Origin of the sequence: Desulfovibrio sp. X2, assembly GCF_000422205.1 — a bacterium.
Taxonomy (GTDB): domain Bacteria; phylum Desulfobacterota; class Desulfovibrionia; order Desulfovibrionales; family Desulfovibrionaceae; genus Alkalidesulfovibrio.
The window spans coordinates 11,697-33,246 of record NZ_ATHV01000025.1 but is presented as its reverse complement, the minus strand read 5'-3'; the positions used below and the strand labels follow the sequence as shown (position 1 = coordinate 33,246).

At 69.2% G+C, this 21,550-nt stretch carries 20 protein-coding genes; 6 read left to right on the top strand and 14 right to left on the bottom strand.

The window, feature by feature from the left end; translation table 11 throughout:
- The first annotated feature begins 121 nt into the window (after positions 1–121).
- Positions 122–1,444: an HD domain-containing protein gene (locus DSX2_RS09850; RefSeq protein WP_020880880.1), complete on the top strand. Its 1,323-nt coding sequence runs from the start codon at positions 122–124 to the stop codon at positions 1,442–1,444.
- Between the two features lie 443 nt (positions 1,445–1,887).
- Here DSX2_RS09850 and DSX2_RS09845 read toward each other — a convergent pair whose 3' ends face one another.
- The 10 genes from DSX2_RS09845 to DSX2_RS09800 form a co-directional block, all read right to left on the bottom strand.
- Positions 1,888–3,084 (bottom strand): GAK system CofD-like protein, encoded by a 1,197-nt coding sequence (locus DSX2_RS09845; RefSeq protein WP_020880879.1) that lies wholly within the window; start codon positions 3,082–3,084, stop codon positions 1,888–1,890.
- A gap of 127 nt (positions 3,085–3,211) precedes the next feature.
- The gene (locus tag DSX2_RS09840; RefSeq protein WP_020880878.1) at positions 3,212–3,679 is read right to left on the bottom strand and encodes a hypothetical protein; all 468 of its coding nucleotides are present in this window, start codon (positions 3,677–3,679) and stop codon (positions 3,212–3,214) included.
- A gap of 5 nt (positions 3,680–3,684) precedes the next feature.
- Positions 3,685–3,927 (bottom strand): hypothetical protein, encoded by a 243-nt coding sequence (locus DSX2_RS09835; RefSeq protein ID WP_020880877.1) that lies wholly within the window; start codon positions 3,925–3,927, stop codon positions 3,685–3,687.
- A gap of 226 nt (positions 3,928–4,153) precedes the next feature.
- The gene (locus tag DSX2_RS09830) at positions 4,154–5,260 is read right to left on the bottom strand and encodes an HprK-related kinase B (protein ID WP_020880876.1); all 1,107 of its coding nucleotides are present in this window, start codon (positions 5,258–5,260) and stop codon (positions 4,154–4,156) included.
- Positions 5,257–6,132 carry a GAK system ATP-grasp enzyme gene (locus DSX2_RS09825; RefSeq protein WP_020880875.1) on the bottom strand — a complete coding sequence of 292 codons (876 nt, stop codon included), beginning with the start codon at positions 6,130–6,132 and terminating at the stop codon, positions 5,257–5,259. The genes DSX2_RS09830 and DSX2_RS09825 overlap by 4 nt, the downstream gene beginning before the upstream one ends.
- Before the next feature lie 56 nt (positions 6,133–6,188).
- Positions 6,189–7,823, bottom strand: a complete 1,635-nt coding sequence (locus DSX2_RS09820; RefSeq protein ID WP_020880874.1) for a PhoU domain-containing protein — start codon at positions 7,821–7,823, stop codon at positions 6,189–6,191.
- A 6-nt stretch (positions 7,824–7,829) separates the two neighbouring features.
- Positions 7,830–8,150 (bottom strand): amphi-Trp domain-containing protein, encoded by a 321-nt coding sequence (locus DSX2_RS09815; protein ID WP_020880873.1) that lies wholly within the window; start codon positions 8,148–8,150, stop codon positions 7,830–7,832.
- A gap of 24 nt (positions 8,151–8,174) precedes the next feature.
- Positions 8,175–9,362, bottom strand: coding sequence for a hypothetical protein (locus DSX2_RS09810; RefSeq protein ID WP_020880872.1), 1,188 nt, complete (start codon positions 9,360–9,362; stop codon positions 8,175–8,177).
- Positions 9,363–9,412: 50 nt separating this feature from the next.
- Positions 9,413–10,096 (bottom strand): GAK system XXXCH domain-containing protein, encoded by a 684-nt coding sequence (locus tag DSX2_RS17580; protein WP_020880871.1) that lies wholly within the window; start codon positions 10,094–10,096, stop codon positions 9,413–9,415.
- A gap of 135 nt (positions 10,097–10,231) precedes the next feature.
- A complete protein-coding gene (locus DSX2_RS09800) occupies positions 10,232–11,488 on the bottom strand; it encodes a glycosyltransferase family 2 protein (protein ID WP_020880870.1) in 1,257 nt (418 codons plus the stop codon).
- Between the two features lie 147 nt (positions 11,489–11,635).
- Between DSX2_RS09800 and glp the strand changes: the two genes are divergently transcribed.
- The 3 genes from glp (at position 11,636) to DSX2_RS09785 (ending at position 14,940) form a co-directional block, all read left to right on the top strand.
- Positions 11,636–12,904 carry a gephyrin-like molybdotransferase Glp gene (gene glp, locus DSX2_RS09795; protein WP_020880869.1) on the top strand — a complete coding sequence of 423 codons (1,269 nt, stop codon included), beginning with the start codon at positions 11,636–11,638 and terminating at the stop codon, positions 12,902–12,904.
- A 17-nt stretch (positions 12,905–12,921) separates the two neighbouring features.
- Complete coding sequence (gene aroL, locus DSX2_RS09790) at positions 12,922–13,545, top strand: shikimate kinase AroL (RefSeq protein ID WP_020880868.1); 624 nt, start codon at positions 12,922–12,924, stop codon at positions 13,543–13,545.
- Positions 13,546–14,301: 756 nt separating this feature from the next.
- Positions 14,302–14,940: a carbonic anhydrase gene (locus DSX2_RS09785; RefSeq protein ID WP_020880867.1), complete on the top strand. Its 639-nt coding sequence runs from the start codon at positions 14,302–14,304 to the stop codon at positions 14,938–14,940.
- A 30-nt stretch (positions 14,941–14,970) separates the two neighbouring features.
- Here the strand turns inward: DSX2_RS09785 and DSX2_RS09780 are convergent, their stop codons facing one another.
- The 4 genes from DSX2_RS09780 to DSX2_RS09765 form a co-directional block, all read right to left on the bottom strand.
- The gene (locus DSX2_RS09780) at positions 14,971–16,785 is read right to left on the bottom strand and encodes a methyl-accepting chemotaxis protein (RefSeq protein WP_020880866.1); all 1,815 of its coding nucleotides are present in this window, start codon (positions 16,783–16,785) and stop codon (positions 14,971–14,973) included.
- A gap of 892 nt (positions 16,786–17,677) precedes the next feature.
- Entirely contained in the window at positions 17,678–18,253 is a 576-nt protein-coding gene (locus tag DSX2_RS09775) for a flavin reductase family protein (protein ID WP_020880865.1), read from the bottom strand.
- Positions 18,254–18,276: 23 nt separating this feature from the next.
- Positions 18,277–18,852 (bottom strand): hypothetical protein, encoded by a 576-nt coding sequence (locus tag DSX2_RS09770; RefSeq protein WP_020880864.1) that lies wholly within the window; start codon positions 18,850–18,852, stop codon positions 18,277–18,279.
- Between the two features lie 102 nt (positions 18,853–18,954).
- Complete coding sequence (locus DSX2_RS09765) at positions 18,955–19,707, bottom strand: M48 family metallopeptidase (protein WP_020880863.1); 753 nt, start codon at positions 19,705–19,707, stop codon at positions 18,955–18,957.
- Here DSX2_RS09765 and DSX2_RS09760 point away from each other — a divergent pair.
- A complete protein-coding gene (locus DSX2_RS09760; protein WP_172640023.1) occupies positions 19,702–20,214 on the top strand; it encodes a WxcM-like domain-containing protein in 513 nt (170 codons plus the stop codon). The genes DSX2_RS09765 and DSX2_RS09760 overlap by 6 nt on opposite strands.
- Positions 20,215–20,276: 62 nt before the next feature.
- Positions 20,277–21,458 (top strand): MFS transporter, encoded by a 1,182-nt coding sequence (locus DSX2_RS09755; protein ID WP_020880861.1) that lies wholly within the window; start codon positions 20,277–20,279, stop codon positions 21,456–21,458.
- The last annotated feature ends 92 nt before the right edge of the window (positions 21,459–21,550 follow it).

Sequence of the window (21,550 nt, the reverse complement as noted above, 5' to 3'; positions counted from 1 at the left end):
GAGTTCTGCTAGTGTCTCGGCCGCCGAGGGGGAAGGACCGCACGCGCGCAGGCGCCGAGGGCCGCCCGCCCCGGGCCCCGTCATGGGCCGCCAGGGCCCTTCACCGCAAGGAGACATTCGCATGACGCAGCCGTTCAAGGATGCTGTCGCCGTCTGCAAGACCATACTGCGCAACGGATTCGACGCCTACGTGATCAACTCGCGCTTCCAGGTGGAGCTCGAGCGGGACGAGGGCGAGCGCGAAGTGGACATCGCCACGGACATGCTCTTCGACGATCTGGTGAAGCTCTTCCCCAACGCCGCCTGCTCCGAGGGCGACGGGGAGATCGCCGTCATCGAGGAGGCCGGGACGACCTTCCGCTTCCACGAGGTCAACCTGCTCGAGACCGCGCACCCCGAGGCGCTGCTGGTGAAGACCACGCCGCGCCTGCAAAAGCGCATGGAGTCGCGCAAGAAGGACAGGTCGAGCCTCGCCTGCCCCTACATCCCCAGGGCCGCTGACCTCTACGAGGGCTTCGCGGACATGGGCGAGGGCCGGGTGCGGCTGTCCGGCGAGCCCGGGCTGACGCTCAAGCGGAACCTGCTCTACGGCATCCGGGCGCTGCGCTTCGCGGCCAACTACGACCTGCCCATCGAGGAGAACACCTGGGTGGCCATCGTGCGTTCGGCCCAGCGCATCCTGGACTACGTGCCGGTCACGGACATCATGGACGAGTGGCGCAAGGTGGAGGCCGAGAGCATGTGGCGCTTCGTGCAGCTGCTCTTCGACTCCATGATCCTGCACGGCCTGCTGCCGCAGATCGCGGCCCTGACGAGGCTCCGCCACATCAAGAACGAGACCGGGGTGGACGAGTCGGTCTTCGACCACGTCATCCAGGTCATGCGCCGCTATCCCGAGGAGCTGCCCTTCGACTGGTACGGCACGCTGGCCTGCCTGTTCCACGACATCGGCAAGATCTTCACGGCCGAATACTTCGACGACAAGTGGCACTTCCACCAGCACCACCGCGTGGGCGCCCAGGTCACGCGCAAGATCCTCGGCCGCCTGCGCCTGCCGCCCGAGGAGATGGACCTCATCTGCCACCTGGTGCGCCACCACATGCGCTTCCAGTACATGCTCACCGAGCGCGGCGCGCGCCGCTTCATGGCGCTCGAGGAGTACCCGCGCCTGGTGGAGATGGCCCGCGCGGACATCAAAGCGCGCGAGGGCAACTACACCAACTTCAATCACAACGTGAAGATGCTCGAGAAGGCCAAGACTCCGGAGGAGATGTCCGAGCCGCTTTTGAACGGCAAGGAGATCATGGAGTGCACCGGCCTCACGCCGGGACCGGCCATCGGACTCATCCGCGACGCGCTGCTCCAGGCCCAGATCGAGGGCAAGGTGCGCACCCCGGACGAGGCCGTCGAGTTCGTCCTGGCCCGCAAGAACGCCATGCTGTAGTGCGAGGGCGCTGAAAAAGCGCTGTCTGCGGCGTCGCCGCAAAAAATCCGGGCCCTCGCGTATGGAGATACGCTTCGGACCCGGATTTTTTTTGCTCCTTGCATCCAGCACTTTTTGAGCACCCTTGGGGGTGTCGTCGGGCGTGACGGGAGCCGGAGGCTCCCGTCGACTTTCGGCCTTCCACGCCCAGGCGGCGCGTGTCCATTGCCCCGGGGGCCGAATGCGAAAGAGGTCAAGGGGTAACCCCTTGCGGGGAGGGTCCAGGGAGGGCGAGGAGCCCTCCCTGGTCAGGGTGCTGAAAAAGCACTGTCTGCGACGTCGCGGCGGAAAGCCCAGACCCTCGCGTATGCGGAATACGCTTCGGGCCTGGGCTTTTCTCGCGCCTTGCATCCGACGCTTTTTGAGCGCCCTGCAGTGGAGGTTGTCGAAAAAGGTGGCAGCCCTCAGGTCAGGGAGAGCAGGTGGCGCAGGACGAGGGTGTGGTCGAGGTAGGGGGCGGACTGGGGCGTGATGAGTTCCGCGTCGATGACTTCCACGCCGAAGCGCCTGATCTTCTGGACCTCGATGGGGCCGTTGTAGTCGCCGTTCCTGCTGTCCACGAGCACGAAGTTGAGCAGCCGGTCGCGGGGGGCGGGCGCGTCGCAGCCCGCGTCCAGGCGGCGGAAGAGCTCGCTCACGGCGCCGGCCACGGTGAGGCCCTTCATCTCCGGGTCGCGGCCGGTGTTGGGCACGTAGATCTTGGGGCAGTCGGCCCGGCTCACGGACTCGCCCACGCCTTGCGGCAGGAGGTTGGCGATGATGGAGCTGTAGAAGGAGCCCATGGGGTAGCAGATGAGCTCCGCCGAGGTGATGAGCTTGCTGATCTTGGCCCGGATGGGCAGCTCCATGGGCTTCGGGTCCGCCGGGTCGTTGGTGATCCAGACGTCGGCCACGGGCGAGGCGATGGGCTCGCTCTCCTTGCCGGTGATCAGGTGCTGGCCCACGAGCACGCTGCCGTCGGCCAGGCGGGCGGCCAGGTGGGCGTCCCGGTTGACCACGGGGCGCACCGTGCCGCGGGCCTCCACGAGACGCGTGAAGAGGTAGATGACCGGGTCGATGTGGCGCTGCTGGTTGAAGAAGCCGCCGGTGAGGATGAGGTTGCCGATGCTCGCCCCGCGCAGGTCGAAGTCCGCGGGCATCTTGTCGAGGAAGAACTGCAGATGGTTGCGGATGATCTTGCGCATGGGGTCCGGGACAGCGGCCATGAGGCGGTCCTTGCCCCGGATCATGGCCGTGAGGCGCGCGCACAGCTCGGCCTCCGGGGCCTCCTTGGGCAGGCGGGTGGCGAAGAGCTCGAAGATCTCCGGGTTGCCCTTGAGGCTGCGGTCGGCCAGGGCCATGAGGCGGTTCCTGATGTCGCCCACGGCGAGCATGCGGAAGGCGGCCCTGATCTTGGCCGAGGAGCCCCCGGAATCGAAGGGGGTCATGATGTGGATCGAGTTGTGGGTGTACTCGATGATCTCCTGGGAGAGCGCTCGCAGGGCCGTGCCGCCGCTGAAGAAGAGGACGCGCGGGCCGAGGTCCGGCGAGCGGCGGTAGCGCTCCAGCTTGACCTCGCTTGGGACGGTGGCGGACTTGGTGATGCGGATCTTCTGCGCCATGCGGGCTCCCGATGAATGCGCGGCTGCGTGAATGCGTGAACGCGTGGGTGCGTGTGCCGGGCCGAGCGGGCATCATGCCACGCCGATGGTTACGGAAGCGTAACGGCGGGGCGCGTCGGCGGCAAGGCTAAAGCGAATTGAAGGCGGCCCTGGCGGTCTCGGCGTCGATGAAGTGGAGCAGCAGGCAGGTCTCCACCACGTCGTTGCCGATCTGGCCGATGAGCCGGGAGGCCTTGCCGAGCTGTTCCAGGTTGACCTTGTTGTTCTTGAGCAGCCAGCGCGAGAGGCGGGCGTTGCGCTCCTCGGCGGTCAGGGGAGGGCGCTGGCGGGCGGCCGCCTTGGCGGCCTCCGCGGCCGTGGGCGGGGTGTCGGCCTTGCTCCAGGCGGCCAGGGATATCTGGCTTTCCAGCTCCGCGAGCCGCCCCTCGATCTCGCGCTTTTCCGCGAGGATCCCGGCCAGCATGTGGCTGGCCTCCTCCTCGGCCTGGGCGAGGCGTTCCTCGTTGTCCTCGATCCAGCTCTTGATGCGGCTGTGGATGGCGAAGCCGCTGACCAGGACCACGCTGATGACCACGAAGAGGACGGCGAATTCCATGGAACTCAGAATCCCCCGGCCTCGAGCTTGAGGCCCGAGAGCTTCACGGTCAGCTCCTCGATCTTCTTCCTGGCCTCGTCGTTGGCCTTGGAGATGGCCTCGGCGCGCTGCTCGGCCTGGCGGCAGAAGCGGTCCACGGCGATGCGCCTGAGTTCCAGCCTGCGCCGGCCCTTGTCGTACGCCGCGTAGAGGACCAGCACCTCGAGCGTCAGCGCGACGAAGATGAACATGATGAGCAGCGGGTCCACGACCGTTCCCCCGTATGTGGCTGCCAAACGGCCGAAACCCGAGGTCCGGCCGCATGGCGCCTCAGTGACATATTATGCGCCGGGTGCGCAAGCATATGGGGGGAAGATCGTATTTTTGCCCCTTCCAGGCCTGCCGCGCGGTCCTTTCGGGACGGCAAGGATCCCGGACGGTCGGAAAAAAGGCCGCGACGGCTCCCCGGGGGCTGCCGCGGCCGGGACAGGGGGCTCAGCCGCGCAGGATGTCCATGCAGGCCTCGGCCGCGGCCTCGAAATCCACGCCGCCCGAGAACTCGTAGACCGGGCAGCCGTCGAGCATGGCCAGGTAGGCGTCCGCGGAGAAGTCGCGCAGGCTCGCGTCGCGGTCCATCTCGAAGAACAGGCCGAGCTCCTTCATGAACGCGGGCATGAGGTCGCGGCGGCGGCGCAGGTCGATGCGCGCGATCCTCAGGGGATCGTCCGTGCGCGTCCAGTTGAGCAGCACGAGGGCGGAGAGCGGGCAGCTCAGGCGGAACTTGCCCGGCCCGAAGCACTCGTCGATGAAGGCGTCGTACTTGTGCTCCAGGTCCCAGAGCTCGGCGGCGGGCAGGGCCTCGAAGCGGCAGCGCTCCGCGGCCGGGATGACCGGCGTGAGGGCGTCGTTGTTGAGCACGGTGCCGGGGTTCACGCGCGGCATCTTGGCCAGGCCGTGCATGCGCAGGGTCTCGGGCCCGCCGTCCGTCGCCCGCTCGACCATGACCCGGTCGTTGGAGACGAAGTCCGTGCCGTGGCGCATGACGGCGAGCGACAGGGTGGACTTGCCCATGCCCGCGAACCCGGCCATGGAGATGCCCCGGTTCCCGAGGGCCACGCCCGAGGCGTGGAAGAGCAGGCAGCCGCCCTTGATCAGCCGCTCGATGTGGCGGTTGTTGATGAAGTTGACGATCTGGTTGTCGTTTTCCAGGCACGGCCCCAGGGCCAGGTTCTCGCCGCCGCCGAAGAGGAAGACGAGGCCGGTGAGGCGCTTGCGCACCACGCGCCCGTCCGCGAGGTCCACGAACTCCTCCTTGACCTTCTTCTTGCCCGGCTCCAGGGGCTTCGGCTTGTAGGCCAGCCCGAGGTCCGGGGCGGGGCACTCGAGCGCCGTGACCTCGATCTCGGCCTCGCCCGGCGCGGCGGGCTCGCCCGGGAAGTCGCGGTAGTAGGTCGAGAGGGCCTCAAGCAGGGCCTCGGAGTTGGAATGCACGGCCACGCGGGTGTCCGCGAAGCGCAGGAAGACGGTTCCGACGACGGGGTGGCGGGCCTTCCAGGCGGCGGCCAGCTCGGCCACGCTGTCCGGGGTCCTGGCCTGGTTCATGCGATCCTCCCGAGCACGAAGTCGGCGTACATGGCGGCCGCGTCCAGGTTGCAGGCCTCGAGCAGCCCGCGGAACCCGCCGAAGGCCGAGACCTCGTAGATCTCCGGCCCCTCGGGCGTCTCCACCACGTCCACGCAGGTGAAGGCCATGTCGAACAGGGCCTGGGCCTTTGCGGCCAGGTCGATGATCTCCTTGGACGGGGTCACGGCCACGTACTTGCCGCCCGTGCGCGTGGTGGTGTCCCACGAGGTGCCCGAGCCCTTGCGCGCGTAGGTGGCCACGTACTCGCCGCCCATGAAGGTCACGCCCAGGTCCAGGCCGCGGTGCTCCACCATCCTCTGGATGTACATGACCGGGTTGCCCTCGGCCTTGAAGTCCTCGATCTGCTCCTGCATCTCGGGTCCGGGCTCGATGACCGTCATGCCGCGCGCCTTGGAGGAGAAGAGCGGCTTGAACACGGCCCGGCCGTATTCCTCGACCGCGGCCATGGCCTCCTCCACGTCCTCGGTGATGGTCGTGGGCGGCATGGGGATGCCCCCGGCGCGGAGCCCCACGGTGCAGGACAGGCGGTCGATGAGGCGCAGGATGCTGCTGGCCTTGGAGAAGACCGGCACGCCCGTGCGCTCCACGAAGCGCAGGATCTCCATGCGGTCCAAGGCGCTGGGCGAATAGGAGGGGGCGATCTTCTTGACCATGACCGCGTCCAGGCGCGTCAGGTCGTGCTCGCCGAAGAAGGCGCCTCCGCCGTCCAGGTCCAGGCGGACCTTGCCCATGTCCACGAGCAGGCCGAAGCCCGTGCGCTGCTCGATGGCCCTGACCAGGCGTTCCGTTGACCAGCCGCCGGGAATGCCGACAACCGCGACTTTTTTCATTGTCATTCCTTGGCGCTTGGGTCCGCTCCGGCGGTCTTCGTCGGGCGAGGCCGGGTTCAGTCGATGAACAGCGCGTCCAGGGGGAGACGGAACTCCTCCGGCGGCCGGTGGGATGTCACGAGCTTCTCGAGCAGGAAGACGCCGCGCAGGTACATGGTCTTGGCGAACTTGCGGTTCAGCTCGAAGCGCACCGAGGTCAGGAGCGAGCGGATGAGCCCGAGGCAGAGCCTCGCGTCGTAGGTCGCGTCCCCGTGCTTGCGCGCGAACTCCCGGCCGAAGTTGTAGATCTCGGAGATGACCATCCGGATGCGCTCGCGTGCCGCGTCGTCGAAGATGGGCAGCCGGAAGTTGGAGACCATGAACACCGAGAGGTCCTGCAGGTAGTCGCTCTGGGCCGAGCGGTGCAGGTCGATGTAGTGGATGCGCTGGTTGGCGTGGTCGTAGACGATGTTGTTGATGTTGAAGTCGCCGTGGATGAAGACCGAGAACGGCGCGGCCAGCGCCCGGTCCAGCTGCCGGGCCTCGCCCAAAAGGCCCCGGAGCGGGGGGATGGCGACCTCGCCGATCATGCGCACCGGGGTGTCGAAGTCCGGGTAGAGGCGGTAGACGTCGGGCAGGCGCGAGAGGCACTGGCCGATGTAGTCGGCGTTGACCGGCGTGTCCTGCTTGGTGAACTCCCAGACCTCGGAGGCGGTCTCCTCGAGGAGCAGCAGCGCGTCGCCCAGGTACTGCTTCTCGCCCGCGAGGACGATGTCCTGGATGGTGCAGCCGGAGAGGAACTCGAGGAGCAGGGAGGCCGATGCCCCCTCCTCGCGCAGGGCCACGATGCGCGGCGGAAGCCCGGGCATGATCTCGTCCCAGCGCTCGATGTTGATCTTCTCCTGGATGAGCTTCCTGGCCTCGCCTTCCTTGAAGATGACGCCCTGGGAGTCCGCCCCGCCGTCGCGCCCGCCGCGAACGCGGCCGATGCGGCAGCCCGAGCGCGTGCCCCAGATGGACTGGAACTCCACGTCGGAGATGGGCACCTCGCGCCCCGCGGCCGCCAGCGTGTCGCGCAGGGCGTTGTACTGGTGGATCTTGAACTTCTCGCCCAGGATGTAGAAGATGATCGCCTCGCCCACGTTCAGGAGCGCGTCGCCCACGCGCTCGAGGTAGCGGAAGATGAAGACCGTGGTGATCAGGTTGCCTGTCTCCACGCCCGCGCGCAGCTCGTTCAGGATGCGGTCGAACTGCTTCTTGTAGAGCATGTCGAGGTTGGATTCCGAGAGGCAGATCTTGAAGGCCAGGGACATGTCCTGGCGGAAGAGCGCGTCGTAGACCTTCTCCAGGGCGGAGAATATCTCGTCGAAGAAGGGCCGGTACTCGTAGCGCTTGATGAACTCGCCGTCGGTCAGGAAGCGGGTCTGGCGCACGATGTTGACCGCGTGGTCGGCCAGCCGCTCCAGGTTGTTGGAGATGATGTGCGTGGCCCGCAGCCGGTCCACGCCGCGCTTGGAGAGCGTCTCCCCGCCGTGCAGGCGCGAGAAGCAGATGTTCTCGATGACGCTCTTCATGTTGTCGATGTAGTTGTCGCGGTTCTCGATCTTCTCGATGGCCGCCTCGGACGGGCTTTCCAGCGCCTTGAGCGTCCCCTCCATCTGCTTGGTGACTTCGAGCAGCATGAAGCGGATGTTCTGTTCCAGGTCCTGCATGGCCGGTTACTCGTCCTTTTCCCCGCGGGAGGCGCCGCCCGCGGCGGACGCCGCGCCGGCCTGGATGTGCAGGGGCGGCACGCAGGCGTCGCCGTTCGTCTCCTGCTCCTTCCAGCCCAGGGAGATCTTGAGCTTGCGCCTGACCCCCTTGGACTTGGCCTCGACCGTGAAGCCGAGCAGCCCGCCGGGCTTGAAGACCATGCTCTCGCCCTCGCGGGTGAAGGTCAGCTCGCCCGTGCGGAAACCTTCCGCGATGGCGTCCAGGTACTTGATCACGGTCTGCATGTCCTGGACGGAGTCGTACTTGAACTGCTTGAAATCGGACATTGAGCCTCCGTGGCGCGCTCGCGGCTAGCCGTTGAGCCGCGCCCTGTATTCGTCGATGACCCCGGCGCGGGAGACGCCGCACAGGATCAGGCTCTTGCGCACCGCCAGGTCGTCCCAGGCAGGCTGCAGCCCGATCTCGCGCGCGGCCTTCTCCGGATCCTGCAGGGCCGGGTCCTTCAGCTTCTCGCTCATGTGGCAGTCGTCGCCCATGAAGATCAGCAGCTGGCGCTGCTCGCGGCAGCGGTAGTCGTTCTGCCGGTTGACCGCGCGGATGAGGAACTCCGTGTACTCCCGCGACTGCGGGTTCCAGACCTCGATGCCGTCCACGTCGTAGTCGGCCAGCAGGATGGGCCAGAACTGCTCCGGGTGCGGAATGACCACGCCCGCGCCCAGGCTGCGCGCCTCCTCGATGATCTCCGAGGCGCGGTAGAAGTATGTCAGGGAGAAGCGCTGCTTGACCAGCTCCTTGAGCGCCTTCAGGTAGACCTGGGTCTTGTTCAGGAGCAGGTCGCCGTAGGTCGGCCGGAACTCGTCCAGGAAGTTGCGCAAGAGCTTGTTCTTGATGGCGTCGCGCGGGGTCGCGGACCAGTTGTCCTCGATCAGCGAGCGCAGCTTGGCCGAGAAGATGGCCGCGAACTCAACGATGTCGGCGTCCGCGTTGCAGGCCTCCGCCGCCTGCAGGCGGCGCTCCTCCATGGCCGGAAGGCTGGCCGAGTCCAGGAACTCGAAGAGCTGCGAGGAGCGGTACTCGAAGGTGTGCGAGAGCATGGAGCGCAGGGTGTGCGCCCGCTCCCCGGCCACGTTCTCCTTGCGGAAATGCAGCAGCAGCTGGACCTTGCGGTTGAAGCCCGAGGAGTAGCAGTCCACCTCCACGCCAGCGTAGTCGCCCCACTCCAGGATCTCGTTGTGCTGCGTGGGGATGATGAGCTCGGCCTCGTGCTGCGGGTAGAGCGTCTCCACGCGGCGTCGGATGAGCTCCATGGGCACGTACTCGGGGTGCCAGTGCACGGCGAGCACGTCCTCCTGGGTGGGGTGGGCGCGCCGCGGAACCGCGATGCGCTCCGCCTGCTCCTCGGTGATTTCCGTCGAGATGACGCGACGGTAGACGGCGGCGTCCTCTTCCGTGACCTCGCGCGGGACCTGTGTCAGGTCCACGAGCGCGCAACGCGCGGCATCCGCCTGGGTGAGCTTGATCACTTCCATTTTTTTCATGATATCGTCTGGGTGTTACGGTCCGGTGGCGGCGTGGCGGCCGCCCGGCCCTACTTGTACCTGGCGTGGCACTCCTTCTTCAACTTGTCGATCATGGCCGCCGCGAGCCGCACCTCTGCGATGTCGCGCGTGCGCATGGCCTCGGCCAGCTCGCGCAGGGCCTCGGCGTTGGCCGCGTAATGTTCCTCGCCCTTGCCCGGGTAGGTCAGCATGGCCTTGAACTCCGCGGCAAAGGCCTCGTAGGCCGCGTCCTCGGGCAGGTTGCCCGCGAGCAGGGCGTCCCTGACCGCCTTCCAGTGCTCCTTGAGCCGCTTCTTGAGCCCCTTGTAGCGGGGCTTGCCGCCCGGTCCGGCCGTCTCGGGGGCCTTCGCCCGCGGGGCCTTGGCCGCCGCCTTCGCCCCTGTCTTGGCCGCCGCCTTCGCGGGGGCCTTGGGGGCCTCGGCCGCCTCCGCCGCCCTGGGCGAGCCGGGCGCGGCGCCGCAGGTGCAGACCTCGGTGGTGCACACGCAGACCGAGGGGGCCTCCTTCTCCTCCTTCTTCACGCCGAGCGAGATGAGATAGGCGCCGCCCGAGGCCTTGACCGAGACCTTGAGCTTGCTGAAGTCGTGCAGGTCCAGCGAGCCGCCGTCCAGCTCCACGCTGCCGTCCTGCACCGCGTCGGCGAGCTTGCGGAAGAACTCCGCCATGCGCTCGCGCGCCATCACGAATTCGACCTTCGATTTCCTGCCGGCCATGGAAGCCTCCTTGGGGATCGCGCGGGCCGCGCTCAGGGCGCGCCCCGCCGCGTGCGTTCGGACCTTTCCAGACTAGCCATGTTTCACCAATAAATCATGTCGCGTCAATGTCGGCCGGGCGCGCCGCGCGTCTTCTCAGCCGTCCCCGCCCCCGGTCCGCGCGCGCAGCCACTCCCCGTAGAGCTGCACCGTCTGCGCCTCGCCCGCGCCGCGCGCCCAGCCGATCACGCCGCGCGCCCGCTCGAGGAGCTCCCCGGATCTGGCCAGCATGGCCTCGGCCTGGGCCAGGCGCAGCCGCCAGCGCCGCTCCTCGGCAGCGTTCCCCGCGGCCAGCGACCCGGCCAGCGCGGCCGCGAAATGCTCCTTTGAGGGAAACAGCCCGGCGCGCAGGCCGAGCAGGCGGCAGACCTCGCCCGCCTCCCCCCGCTCCGAGGCCCTCTTGGCGGCCAGGCCGTAGCCCGCCTCCCACAGCGGCTCGCGCGCGACCGCCTCGGCCGGGTCGTCGCGCCACTCGGGCGCCACCGCCGCAGGCAGCACGGCATACGGCTCGAGCCAGGCGGAGAGGCGCATCTCGTAGCCCTCGGAACGCCAGACGCGCTGCAGGTCCGGCGCGAAGCAGCCCTGGCAGCGCTCGTTCAGGAGGCGCGAGTTCGCCGCCGCGTGGTCGAAGCGGCCGGGGGTCATGGAGGTGTGGTGCTCGATCACGCTGTCCGGGGCCAGCCGCAGCTTGTAGCCCGCCCGGCGGAGCCTGCACGAGAGGTCCATGTCCTCCCCGCCGTTCACGAAGCCCGGCCAGAAGCCGCCCAGCTCCCGGAACAGCCCGCCCGGCAGCAGCAGGGCCGCGGCCGAGAGCGCCTGCAGCGTGCGCCGCCGCCCCACGGCCGGATGGCCCGGCGGAAAGAGCGACCAGACGTGCACCGGGTGCAGGTTCGGGTCCACGCACACGCCCGCGTGCTGCACCCGGCCCGCCTCGAACCTGCCGCCGTCCGCGGGCGCGCCGCCCGGACCGTCTTCCGGAAATATCAGCAGCGGCGAGACCGCGCCCACGCCCTTCTCGCCCTCCATGGCCTTGAGCAGGGGCGGCAGCCAGTTCCCGGCGCAGATCGTGTCGTTGTTCAGGAACAGCAGGTAGCGCGAGGCCGAGCCGTCCGCGCCCGCGTTGCACGCCCGCGCGAAGCCCTCGTTGCGCGCAAGCCACAGATGGCTGAAGCGCTCCCCGAACAGCTCCCTCCCGAGCGGCCCGCAGGCCGTGCCCGTCTCGTCCGTGGAGGCGTTGTCCGCCACCACCACGCGGAAGAAGTCGCCGGAAAGGCTCGCGGCCAGGCTCTTCAGGCAGGCCGCGGTATAGTCCCACAGGCCATGGACCGGGATGACCACGGTGAGGAGATCCATGGCCAGAGGCTTACGCGAGCCGACCGCACCCGGCAAGCGCCCCCGCCCCCCGAATCCCCCCGCGCCGCAGCCCCTTCCCGCCCCGTCCCCCGCTTCTCCCCGTCTTTCGCCTTGCCTGGGGACCGCCGAGCGGCTACCTTCCCGGCCATGCCAGAGCCCGCAAACAGCCACAATTTCCTGACCCTCATGCCCGCGGACGAGTTCCGCGCCCTGCTCGCCGACTGGCCTGCCCTGCCCGCGGTCACGGCCGGACTGGACGACGCCTTCGGCCGCTTCCTGGCCGCGGACGTGGTCGCGCCCGAGGACCTGCCCCCGGCCCCCCGCGCCTGCATGGACGGCTACGCCGTGCGCGCCGCGGACACCTTCGGCGCCGGCGAGTCCCTGCCCGCCTACCTGGAACGGCAGGCCACCATCGCCATCCACAAGCCGCCCGAGTTCACCCTCGAGCCCGGCAGGTGCGCCGCCATCACCACCGGCGGCTGGCTGCCCGACGGCGCCGACGCCGTGGCCATGGTCGAGCACACCCAGGCCCTGGCCGGAGAGACCGTGGAGTTCCGCCGCCCCGTGGCCCCGGGCGAGAACGTCATGCAGCGCGGCGAGGACGCGCGCGCGAACACCCCGGCCCTGGCCGCAGGCACCCTGCTGCGCGCCCCGGAGATCGGCCTGCTGGCCGCCCTGGGCCTTTCCGAGGCGCCCATCCACCGCCTGCCGCGCGTGGCCGTCATCTCCACCGGCGACGAGCTCGTCCCGGCCCACGAGACCCCGAAGCCCGGCCGCATCCGCGACGTGAACTCCCACGCCCTGGCCGCCATGGCCCGCGAATGCGGCGCCCAGGCGGACCGCCTCGGCATCGTGCCCGACGACACCGCGGCCATCGCCCGCGCCCTGGAAAAGGCCCTCGCGGACCACGACGTGGTCCTCCTCTCCGGCGGCAGCTCCGTGGGCGCGCGTGACTGCACGGTCGCGGCCCTCTCCTCCCTGCCCCAGGCCGAGCTCCTGGTGCACGGTGTGGCCGTGAGCCCCGGCAAGCCCACCATCCTCGCCCGCGCGGGCTCCGCCGCCATCCTCGGCCTGCCCGGACAGGTGGCCTCGGCCCAGGTCATCATGCACGTCTTCGTCAAGCCGCTGCTGCGCCGCCTGACGGGCGACCCCCGGGCCTTCGCCCCGGAACGCGGCCGCATGGCGCGCCTCGCCCGCAACGTGGCCTCCCGCCACGGCCGCGAGGACTGGCTGCGCGTCTCCCTGGAAGAAGACGGCGACGCCCTGCCCCTGGCCCATCCGCGCCTGGGCAAGTCCGGCCTGCTGCGCACCCTGCTCGCCGCCCAGGGGCTCGTGCGCATCCCCGCCACCCGCGAGGGCCTGAACGCCGACGAACAGGTCGAGGTCCTGCCCCTGGGGCAGCCCCTCTCCGCCTGACCACCGGAACCGACGCCATGAACAGACCGCCCAAGAACGCCATCAAGCACAAGCACGAGGTCGAGGACGCCGAACGCACCGCCGTCTACCGCGCGGGCGCCTTCTCCTCGCCCTCCGGCGCGTCCGGCAACGTCTTCCTCGTGGGGCTGCGCGGCAGCGGCAAGACCACCGTGGGCCGCCGGGCGGCAAAGCGCCTGGACCGCCCCTTCGTGGACACCGACGCCCTCATCGCGGAACGCATCGGCACCACCATCGCCGACTTCGTGGCCGAAAACGGCTGGGACGCCTTCCGCGAGCTCGAACACCAGGTCCTCGCCGAGGTCTGCACCCGCACCGGCCAGATCGTCGCCACCGGCGGCGGCATCGTGCTGCGCGAGGACAACCGCGCGCTCCTCGCCGACCACGGCGTGACCTTCTACCTCATGGCCGACGTGGACACCCTCTGTGCCCGCCTGCGCTGCAACCCCAACAGCGCCCAGCGCCCGGCACTCACCGACGCCTGCTCCCCGCGCGAGGAGACCGCCCGCACCCTCACCGCCCGCGACCCCCTCTACATGCAGGCCGCCCGCTTCATCCTCCAGGCCGCGAACAGCCCGGACGAACTCGCCCAGGACATCGAGGACAAGCTGCGGCTGCTGTAGCCGCTGCAGCTGCTGCATGCCTCCGGCGGCCAGGGAGGGGGCTGCGCGCCCCCTCCCTGGACCCTCCCTGCGCCAGGCTGAGCCTGGACCCGCTTCGCATGCGGCACGATTGACGACCGGGCAGAGGCCGCCTGGGCGTGGGGGGCCGCGGAACGAATGTGCCCGAGCTTTTTTCCGCGCACCTCGCCTGCGGCAAGGCGCGCGGAAAAAAGCCCGGGCACGGTTGCCGTCGGGGAGGACTCCCCGAACCCCTCGCCCATGAACGAACCGTCTGTTTCGATTTCTCAGTCTCTCCTTTGCCCTGGGCCTTCAGAGGCGCTCGTCGGTGTTTCCAGGGGCAAAGGAGATGGCGCGGGCCGGATTTTTCGGCTTCCGCCGTCCCCGGCGGAGGGCGAAAAAAACGGCCCGGTCTTCCGACCGAGCCGACGCGCACGGCAAGCCTGCCCCGGCCATCCCTCCACGCCCAGGCCCCCTTCCGTCCGTCCTGCCCAAGCCTCGCGTGCGAAGCGGGTCAAGGGGTCACCCCTTGCGAGGGTGGGTGCAGGGAGGGGCGAGGAGCCCCTTCCTGCCGGGAGGGTTCCGGGAGGGCGGCGCCCTCCCTGGCCGCCGGAGGCATAGCGCATAAAATCCCGAGACCCACAGTCGGGTTTACTGCGCAGCTTCCTCGTGATACCCCGAACCGCTCATGCTCCGGTACCGCCTGCGCGGACGGAGCGGGGCGAACGATCATGCAAGTGAGGTCATTCGCGCGTTCCCATGGAAGACATCAAGCGTTTCATCGCCGGTTTCCGTTCGTTCCAGAAAGACTATTTCGGTCCTGACAGCTCCCAATTCGACGCCTTGCAGCACGGGCAGAGCCCGAAGACGATGCTCATCGGCTGTTCGGATTCGCGGGTCGATCCCGCGATCCTGACGAACTGCGCGCCCGGGGACATCTTCGTGGTGCGCAACGTGGCCAACCTGGTGCCGCCCTACGAGCAGGGCGGCGGCATGCACGGCGTGAGCGCGGCGCTGGAGTTCGCGGTCTGCCACCTGGAGGTCGAGCACATCATCGTGCTCGGGCATTCCACGTGCGGCGGCATCTCGGCGCTGATGTCGGGGCGGTGCGGGTGCGGCTGCGGCGGGGAGAGCTTCATCTCCCGCTGGATGTCCATGGCGGAGCACGTGCGCGACCAGGTGAGCCGGGCGCTGCCCGGCAAGGACGCCAAGCTGCTGCAGCGCGCCGTGGAGCAGGCGGTCATCCTCCTGTCCCTGGAGAACCTGGTCTCGTTCCCCTTCGTGGCCGCCCGGGTCGCCGAGCGGCGGCTCTCCCTCCACGGCTGGTATTTCGACCTCGAGAAGGGAGAGCTGCTCGGCTACCACTCGGAGAACGGCCTCTTCGAGCCGCTTTCCTAGCCCGGGAATCCGCCCGTCCGGGCGCTGGACTCAGCCCACGGTGTGGCTGCGCAGGTCGCGGATGACGCCCTGGATGTCGCTCATGATGCGCGCCAGGGAGTCGATGGCGGCCTTGGCGCCGTCCACGTCCTGGTTGGTCTCTTCCACGAGCCGCTGCATCTGGGCCAGGGAGCCCGAGACCTGAGTGGCCACGGCGGCCTGCTCCTCTGCCGCGCGCGAGATGTTCCCGGCGTGGGCGAAGGAGGTTTCCGCGCCGTCGGCGATGGTCTGCAGCACCTCTCCGGACTCCTGGGCCAGGCCCGAGGCGTCCGTGATCTGCGCGGCGATGTCGGCCATGGACAGGGAGTTCATCTGCGCCGCCTGCTGGATGCCGCGGATGGTGTCGCCCACTTCCTTGGTCGCGGTCATGGTCTTCTCCGCCAGCTTCCTCACCTCGTCCGCGACCACGGCGAAGCCGCGGCCCGCGTCTCCGGCGCGCGCCGCCTCGATGGCGGCGTTGAGCGCCAGCAGGTTGGTCTGGTCCGCGATGTCCGAGATCACGTCCATGACCTTGCTGATGTCCTCGGCCTGACGATCGAGGTGGCTCATGCAGTCACGCAGCTCGTCGGCCTTGTGGTTGATGCGCTCGATGGCGGCCACGGACTGGTCGACCATCTCCGCGCCCTTGCGGGCCACGCCGCGCTCCTCCTCGGCCTGCTGGATGGACTCCCTGGAGTCGCCGGTGATGCGGCGCACGGCCAGCCCCAGGTGCTCCATGGCCCGCGCGGACTCGCCCATCTGGCGGTTCTGCTGCTGCGCGTTCTTCTGGATGTCGCGGGCGTGGCGCTGCACCATCTGCATGGCCTCGGAGCCGCTATGCACGGCCTCCTCCAGCATGCGCGCCGTGCGCACGATCTCGTCGAAGGACTGCTGCACCTGGCGGTGGGCGGTCTTGGCCTCGTCGCGCGCCCTGGCCGCGGTCTCGGCCTCGTGGCGGGCGTTGTCGCTCGCGGTCTTGAGCTCCCCGAGGCTCGCGGCGAGCTTCGCGGACATGGCGTTCATGGCGCGCGAAAGGTCGGCCAGCTCGTCGCGGCCGCTTTCGTCCAGGGTGGCGTCCAGCCGCCCGGCGGCTATGTCCCTGGCGCCCTGCACCGCCCGCGCCAGGGGCGCGGTGATGCTGCGCGCGGTGAAGAGACAGACCGGCAGCACCAGAAGCAGCGCCAGCACGGCCAGCCCGCCCGCCACGAGCAGGATGCGCGGCCTGACGCGCTCGGCCAGCCGGTCGTGCACCTGGGCCTGCGCGGCCCGCACGTTGGAGAGATAGACGCCCGTGCCGATCCAGATGTCCGTGCCGGGAATGAACATGGCCGTGCCGAGCTTGGGCTGCACGCCCTCGCCGGGCTTCTCCCAGGGGAACTCCACCACTCCGCCGCCGCCCCGGGCCGTCTTGTAGAGCTCGCGGATGATGGCCTGCCCGTCCGGGCCGCGCAGCGAGTCGAGATCCTTGCCGACGAGCTTCGGGCTCGTGGCGTGGGCCACGCAGACCGTGCCGCGGTAGGCGTAGAAGTAGCCTGACTTGTCCTCCTCGAAGCGGATGGTCTCGAAGGCCTTCTGGATCAGGGCCGCCCGCGCGGCCTGGTCCTCCACGCCGGAAAGCGACGCGGCCAGGGCCTCGGCCAGCACCGAGGTGGCCACCATGACCTTGTCCTCGTCCTGCTGCCGCACCACCTGCCCCATCTCCGTGGAGCTCTCGCGCATGAGGAAGGACGTGACGTCCCAGTACCCCCCGAGCGCGGCCCCCAAGGCCAGGAAGACGAGCAGAAAAATGACCTGTATCCGACGATTGATGCTCATTGTGCGCAGCATGATCCCCTCCTCACTACTGCTTCGACAGAACTGGTATGTGAACACTGTTCACATCTTTTGGAAGAACGCTGCGGCGGCGTCCGCAATGCGCATGAACACCATGCGCACGCCGAGCCGAACGGTTGCCGCCGCCTGTTCGTCGTCAATGAATATCGGTGGATGGAAAACGACTGGTCTGTGCTGTGCCCCTCGTCCGCCCGGCAGGACGCCGGAACGGAACTTCCCGCCGCGATTGCTATGCCTATCCCAGGATGAAGTCAAAGGCGTGACGAGGGAGGGCGCCGCCCTCCCTTTACCCTCCCGGCAGGAAGGGGCTCCTCGCCCCTCCCTGCACCCACCCCCGCAAGGGGTGACCCCTTGACCCGCTTCGCACGCGAGGCTTGGGCAGGACGGACGGAAGGGGGCCTGGGCGTGGAAGGATCGTGCAGGGGAGAGGCTTGTCGCGTGCGTCGGCTCGGTCGGAAGACCGGGCCGTTTTTTTCGCCCTCCGCCGGGGACGGCGGAAGCCGAAAAATCCGGCCCGACCGCATCTCCTTTGCCCGCGGCGCTCACAGCGAGCGCATATGCAGGTCTTCGGCAAAGGAGAGAGGAGAGACATGGGAGGAGGCTTTGCGTTCGGAGGTGGAGGGGCATGGGGAGGTCACTCCCCATCGGCAACTGTGCCCGGGATTTTCGCGTGGTCCGAGCGCAGCGAGGCTCACGCGAAAATCCCGGGCACTCCTGTCCTGCGGCCCTCCACGCCCAGGCGGCCTCTGCCCGCTCGTCAGTCGTGCCGCATGCGAAGGGGGTCCAGGCTCAGCCTGGCGCAGGGAGGGTCCAGGGAGGGGGCGCGCAGCCCCCTCCCTGGCCGCCGGAGGCATCTTCCTCCGGGGCTTGGCCTGACCTCCGGTGCCTAGTCCTTCTTCAGCCGGCGTCCGGCGGAGAAGGCGGGGGCGACGATTTCGCCCAGGCGGGCGTAGCTTTTGGCCACGCCGGAGAGGTAGACGAGGGGGTCGATCTTGATGGGGTCGGGCAGGCCGTTGGTGACGCAGGTTTCGCTGACGTGGGCCTCGAGGATTTCGCCCAGCACGAGGACGTGGGTGCCGAGTTCGACGGTGCGGTCGAGGCGGCATTCGAGGTTCAGGGGGCATTCCTCGATCATGGGAGCGCCCTGGGTGCGTCCGTTGAACACGGTGAAGCCGCAGGTTCCGGCCTTGTCGTCGCTGCTGCCGCTGACGATGCCGCAGTAGTCCGCCTGTTCGGCCATGGAGGCGGTGGGGATGTTCACGGAGAAGGCGCGGTTCTCGAGGATGCCTTTCATGGTCAGGCGGGAGGGGCGCACGGCCACGCCGATCATGGGCGGGGTCTGGTTGACGATGCCGCCCCAGGCGGCGGTCATGAAGTTGGGGCGGCCCTCGACGATGCTGCCCAGGAGCATGACGGGCATGGGGTAGAGCAGGGGCGAGGGGCCCATCTGGATCTTGCGCACGGGTGTTCCTCCGGGGTCGCGGTTCAGAAGAAGTCCATGGCCCGTTCGTTGGCGAAGAAGATGCGGCGCTTGGGATCGGGCGTGCCGTCGGCGGGTTTCCCCTGGCCCAGGGCCATGCGGTAGCCGAAGGTGATGAAGAGCTGGCCGGACTCGAGCCTGTCGGGCTTGAGGGTGAAGTCGAAGGGCACGCCCTTGGTCGGGTCGAAGGGGCCGGGCAGGTAGACGCGCAGGTCGTCGGTCACCACGCCGCCGTTCTTGTCCGCGACGTAGGCGGAGAGCCAGAGCTCGTCGATCCAGTCGGCCCACTTGGGCAGGTCCTCGGTGAGGGGATAGGCGGTGCCGCGCACGCGGAAGCGGTCGGTCTCCGGGGTGGTGACGAAGACGAAGCGCCAGTACTTGAGCGTCACTTCCTCCTGCTGGCCCATGGTCCAGGGGGTGCGCGCGAGGTGGCGCACGCTCATGTGGGCGCAGCCTGTGAGCAGGCCCGCCGCGAGGAGCAGGAGGGCCAGCGCGAGGGCGGCGCGCGGCCGGGCCCGGAGCTGTCCGGGCAGGGGGCCGCGAGGGGTCGCGGAAGGGGTTTTCGGCGCGGATACGGGCATGGACGTCGGCTCCGGTTGTCGGTTCCTCGGCGCCTGTCTAGCAGACGCGGCGGGCAAAGGAAACCTCGGCCCGGGCCGTCGGGCCGGGGGGCGGGCCGGGAGTCAGGCCAGGAGGGCCGGGACGAGGCGGCCCGCCGTGGAGAGTTCGCGTTCGTGGTCGCGCCAGGCCGGGTCCAGCTCGGCCACGCGGCGCCAGAAGGCGGGCGAGTGGTCGAGGCGGCGCAGGTGGGCCAGCTCGTGGAAGAGGACGTAGCGCGCGAGGTGGGGGGGCAGGAAGAGCAGGCGGCAGTTGAGGCTGATGGTGGCCCTGGCCGAGCAGCTGCCCCAGCGGGTCTTCTGGTCGCGGATGACGATGCGGCCGACCTCCTCGCCCGCCTCGTCGGCCAGGCCGCGCAGGAGCGGGGGGAGGTGCCCGGCGGCGCGGCGGCGCACGAAGGAGAGGAGGGTTTCGCGCACGGCGGCGGCATCGCCCTCTCCGGCCAGGAGCAGGCGGCCGGGCGAGGCGTGCAGGCGCAGGGCCCCGGGCGAGGGGCAGCGGGCCACGGCGAGGGTCTCGGCGCAGGCGCGCAGCTCGAGGGCTTCGGGCATGGGGGGCGGCTCGCCGGGAGCGCGTCCGTGGCGGGCCTCGAGGCGGGCCGCGGCGCGGGCGATCCAGTCGGCGCGTTCGGCCACCAGGCGGGCGGCCAGGCGCCTGTCCACGCCGGGGGGCGCGACCACGCACAGGCCGTCGCGCATGCTGAGGCGCAGGCTCATGCGCCGGGCGCGGCGGCTGATCTTCAGGGTGAACGGCGGCAGGGCGGCCGCGGAACCCTGAGTATCGGGAAAGACAGGGGAATTCGGGAAATCGGGATGCACGATGAGGTTGCCTCCAAGACCGCGCGGCGCTACAAGCGGGGACTTCGGCCGCATGGGCCGGATTTCGCGCGAGGCCAGCCGCTAGAGATGCATCCCAAGCTCACGATCGTCAACCTGCCGGTGACGGGCGAGTTCCGCCCCACCAAGCGCGCGGCCGACGACCGCGGCGAGCTGCACCTCATCGAGGACGGGGCCTCGTTCGGCCATCTGGCCTGCTTCACGCTGCGGCCCGGCCCCGGGCGCTTTCGGGGCGGGCATTCCCACCGCGTGCGCAGCGAGCATCTCTACGTGGTCTCGGGAAGCTTCGAGATCGAGTGCGCGGACCTGGACACGGGCGAGCGCTTCGCCCTGCGGCTTGCGCCGGGCGACAAGGCCGTGATCCGGCCGGGGCTGGCCCACCGCCTGCGGGCCCTGGGCGAGGCCGGGGCCGGGGAGGCCACGGCGGTGGAGTACTACGAGGGCGCGTACGACCGGGACGACGACATCCCCTACGCCTTCGACGGCTGATCTTTCTGCATTTCTACTTGGCCGCGCTTCTCCCTGGCCGCACTTCTACCTGGAGTCTCACGATGCGCGATTCGCGCCGCATGTACATCTTCCTCCTGCTGCTGACCGTGGCCTCGTTCCTGGGGCTGCAGGGCTGGCGCACGCTGCTCAACAACTTCGCCGTGGACGTGGCCCACATCGACGGCATGGGCATCGGCATCATCCAGTCCGTGCGCGAGATTCCGGGCTTTTTGGCGATGTTCATGGTCTATCTGCTGCTGCTCGTGAGCGAGCACCGTCTGGCCGCGCTGTCCATGATCGTGGTGGGGCTCGGGGTGGGGCTCACCGGGTTCTTCCCGAGCTTCCTCGGCCTGGTGGTGACCACGATCGTCATGTCCACGGGCTTCCACTGCTACGAGACCATGAACCAGTCCCTGACGCTGCAGTACTTCGACCGGGGCACGGCGCCGCTGGTGCTCGGGCGCATGCGCTCCGTGGGGGCCTTGACCAACATCGCGGTGGGCGGGGTCATCTGGCTGGCGGCGTCGCACCTGGACTATCCGGAGATGTACGCCTGGATCGGCGGGGTGGTGGTGCTGCTCGGCATCATCTGCCTGCTCTTCGACCCGAGCCGCAAGGACCTGCCGGTGCAGCGCAAGAAGATGATCTTCCGCCGCCGCTACTGGCTGTACTACGTGCTGACGCTGCTGGCCGGGGCCAGGCGGCAGATCTTCGTGGCCTTCGCGGTCTTCCTGCTGGTGCAGCACTTCGACTTCAGCGTGCGCGAGGTGACGATCCTCTTCATCTGCAACAACGTCATCAACTGGTTCCTGAACCCGCTCATCGGCAAGGCCATCAACCGCTACGGCGAGCGGGTCCTGCTCACGGCCGAGTACGCGGTCATGGTCGTGGTCTTCCTGACCTACGCCTACACCACGAGCAAGTACGTGGCCGCGGGCATGTACGTCGTGGACAACATCTTCTTCAACTTCGCCATCGCCATCCGCACCTTCCTGCAGAAGATCGCGGACCGCGAGGACATCGCGCCCTCCTCGACCATGGGCTTCACCATCAACCACATCACGGCCGTGGCCGTGCCCTTCCTGGGCGGCCTGGCCTGGATGGCGGACTACCGCTTCGTGTTCATCGCGGCCGCGGTGCTGGCCGGGTGCTCGGTGGTGGCGAGCCAGTTCGTGACGGGCCAGCTGCGGCTGGCGGACGAGAGGGCGGAGCGGGCGGCGGAGCGGGCCGCGGCCGGGGCGTAGGCCCGGCAACAGGTTCGGGCGGAGCGTTCGGGGGAGTCCGGGCAGGGAGGGGCGGACAGGCGGGCGCGGCGCCCGCGCGGCGGCCAAGGCCG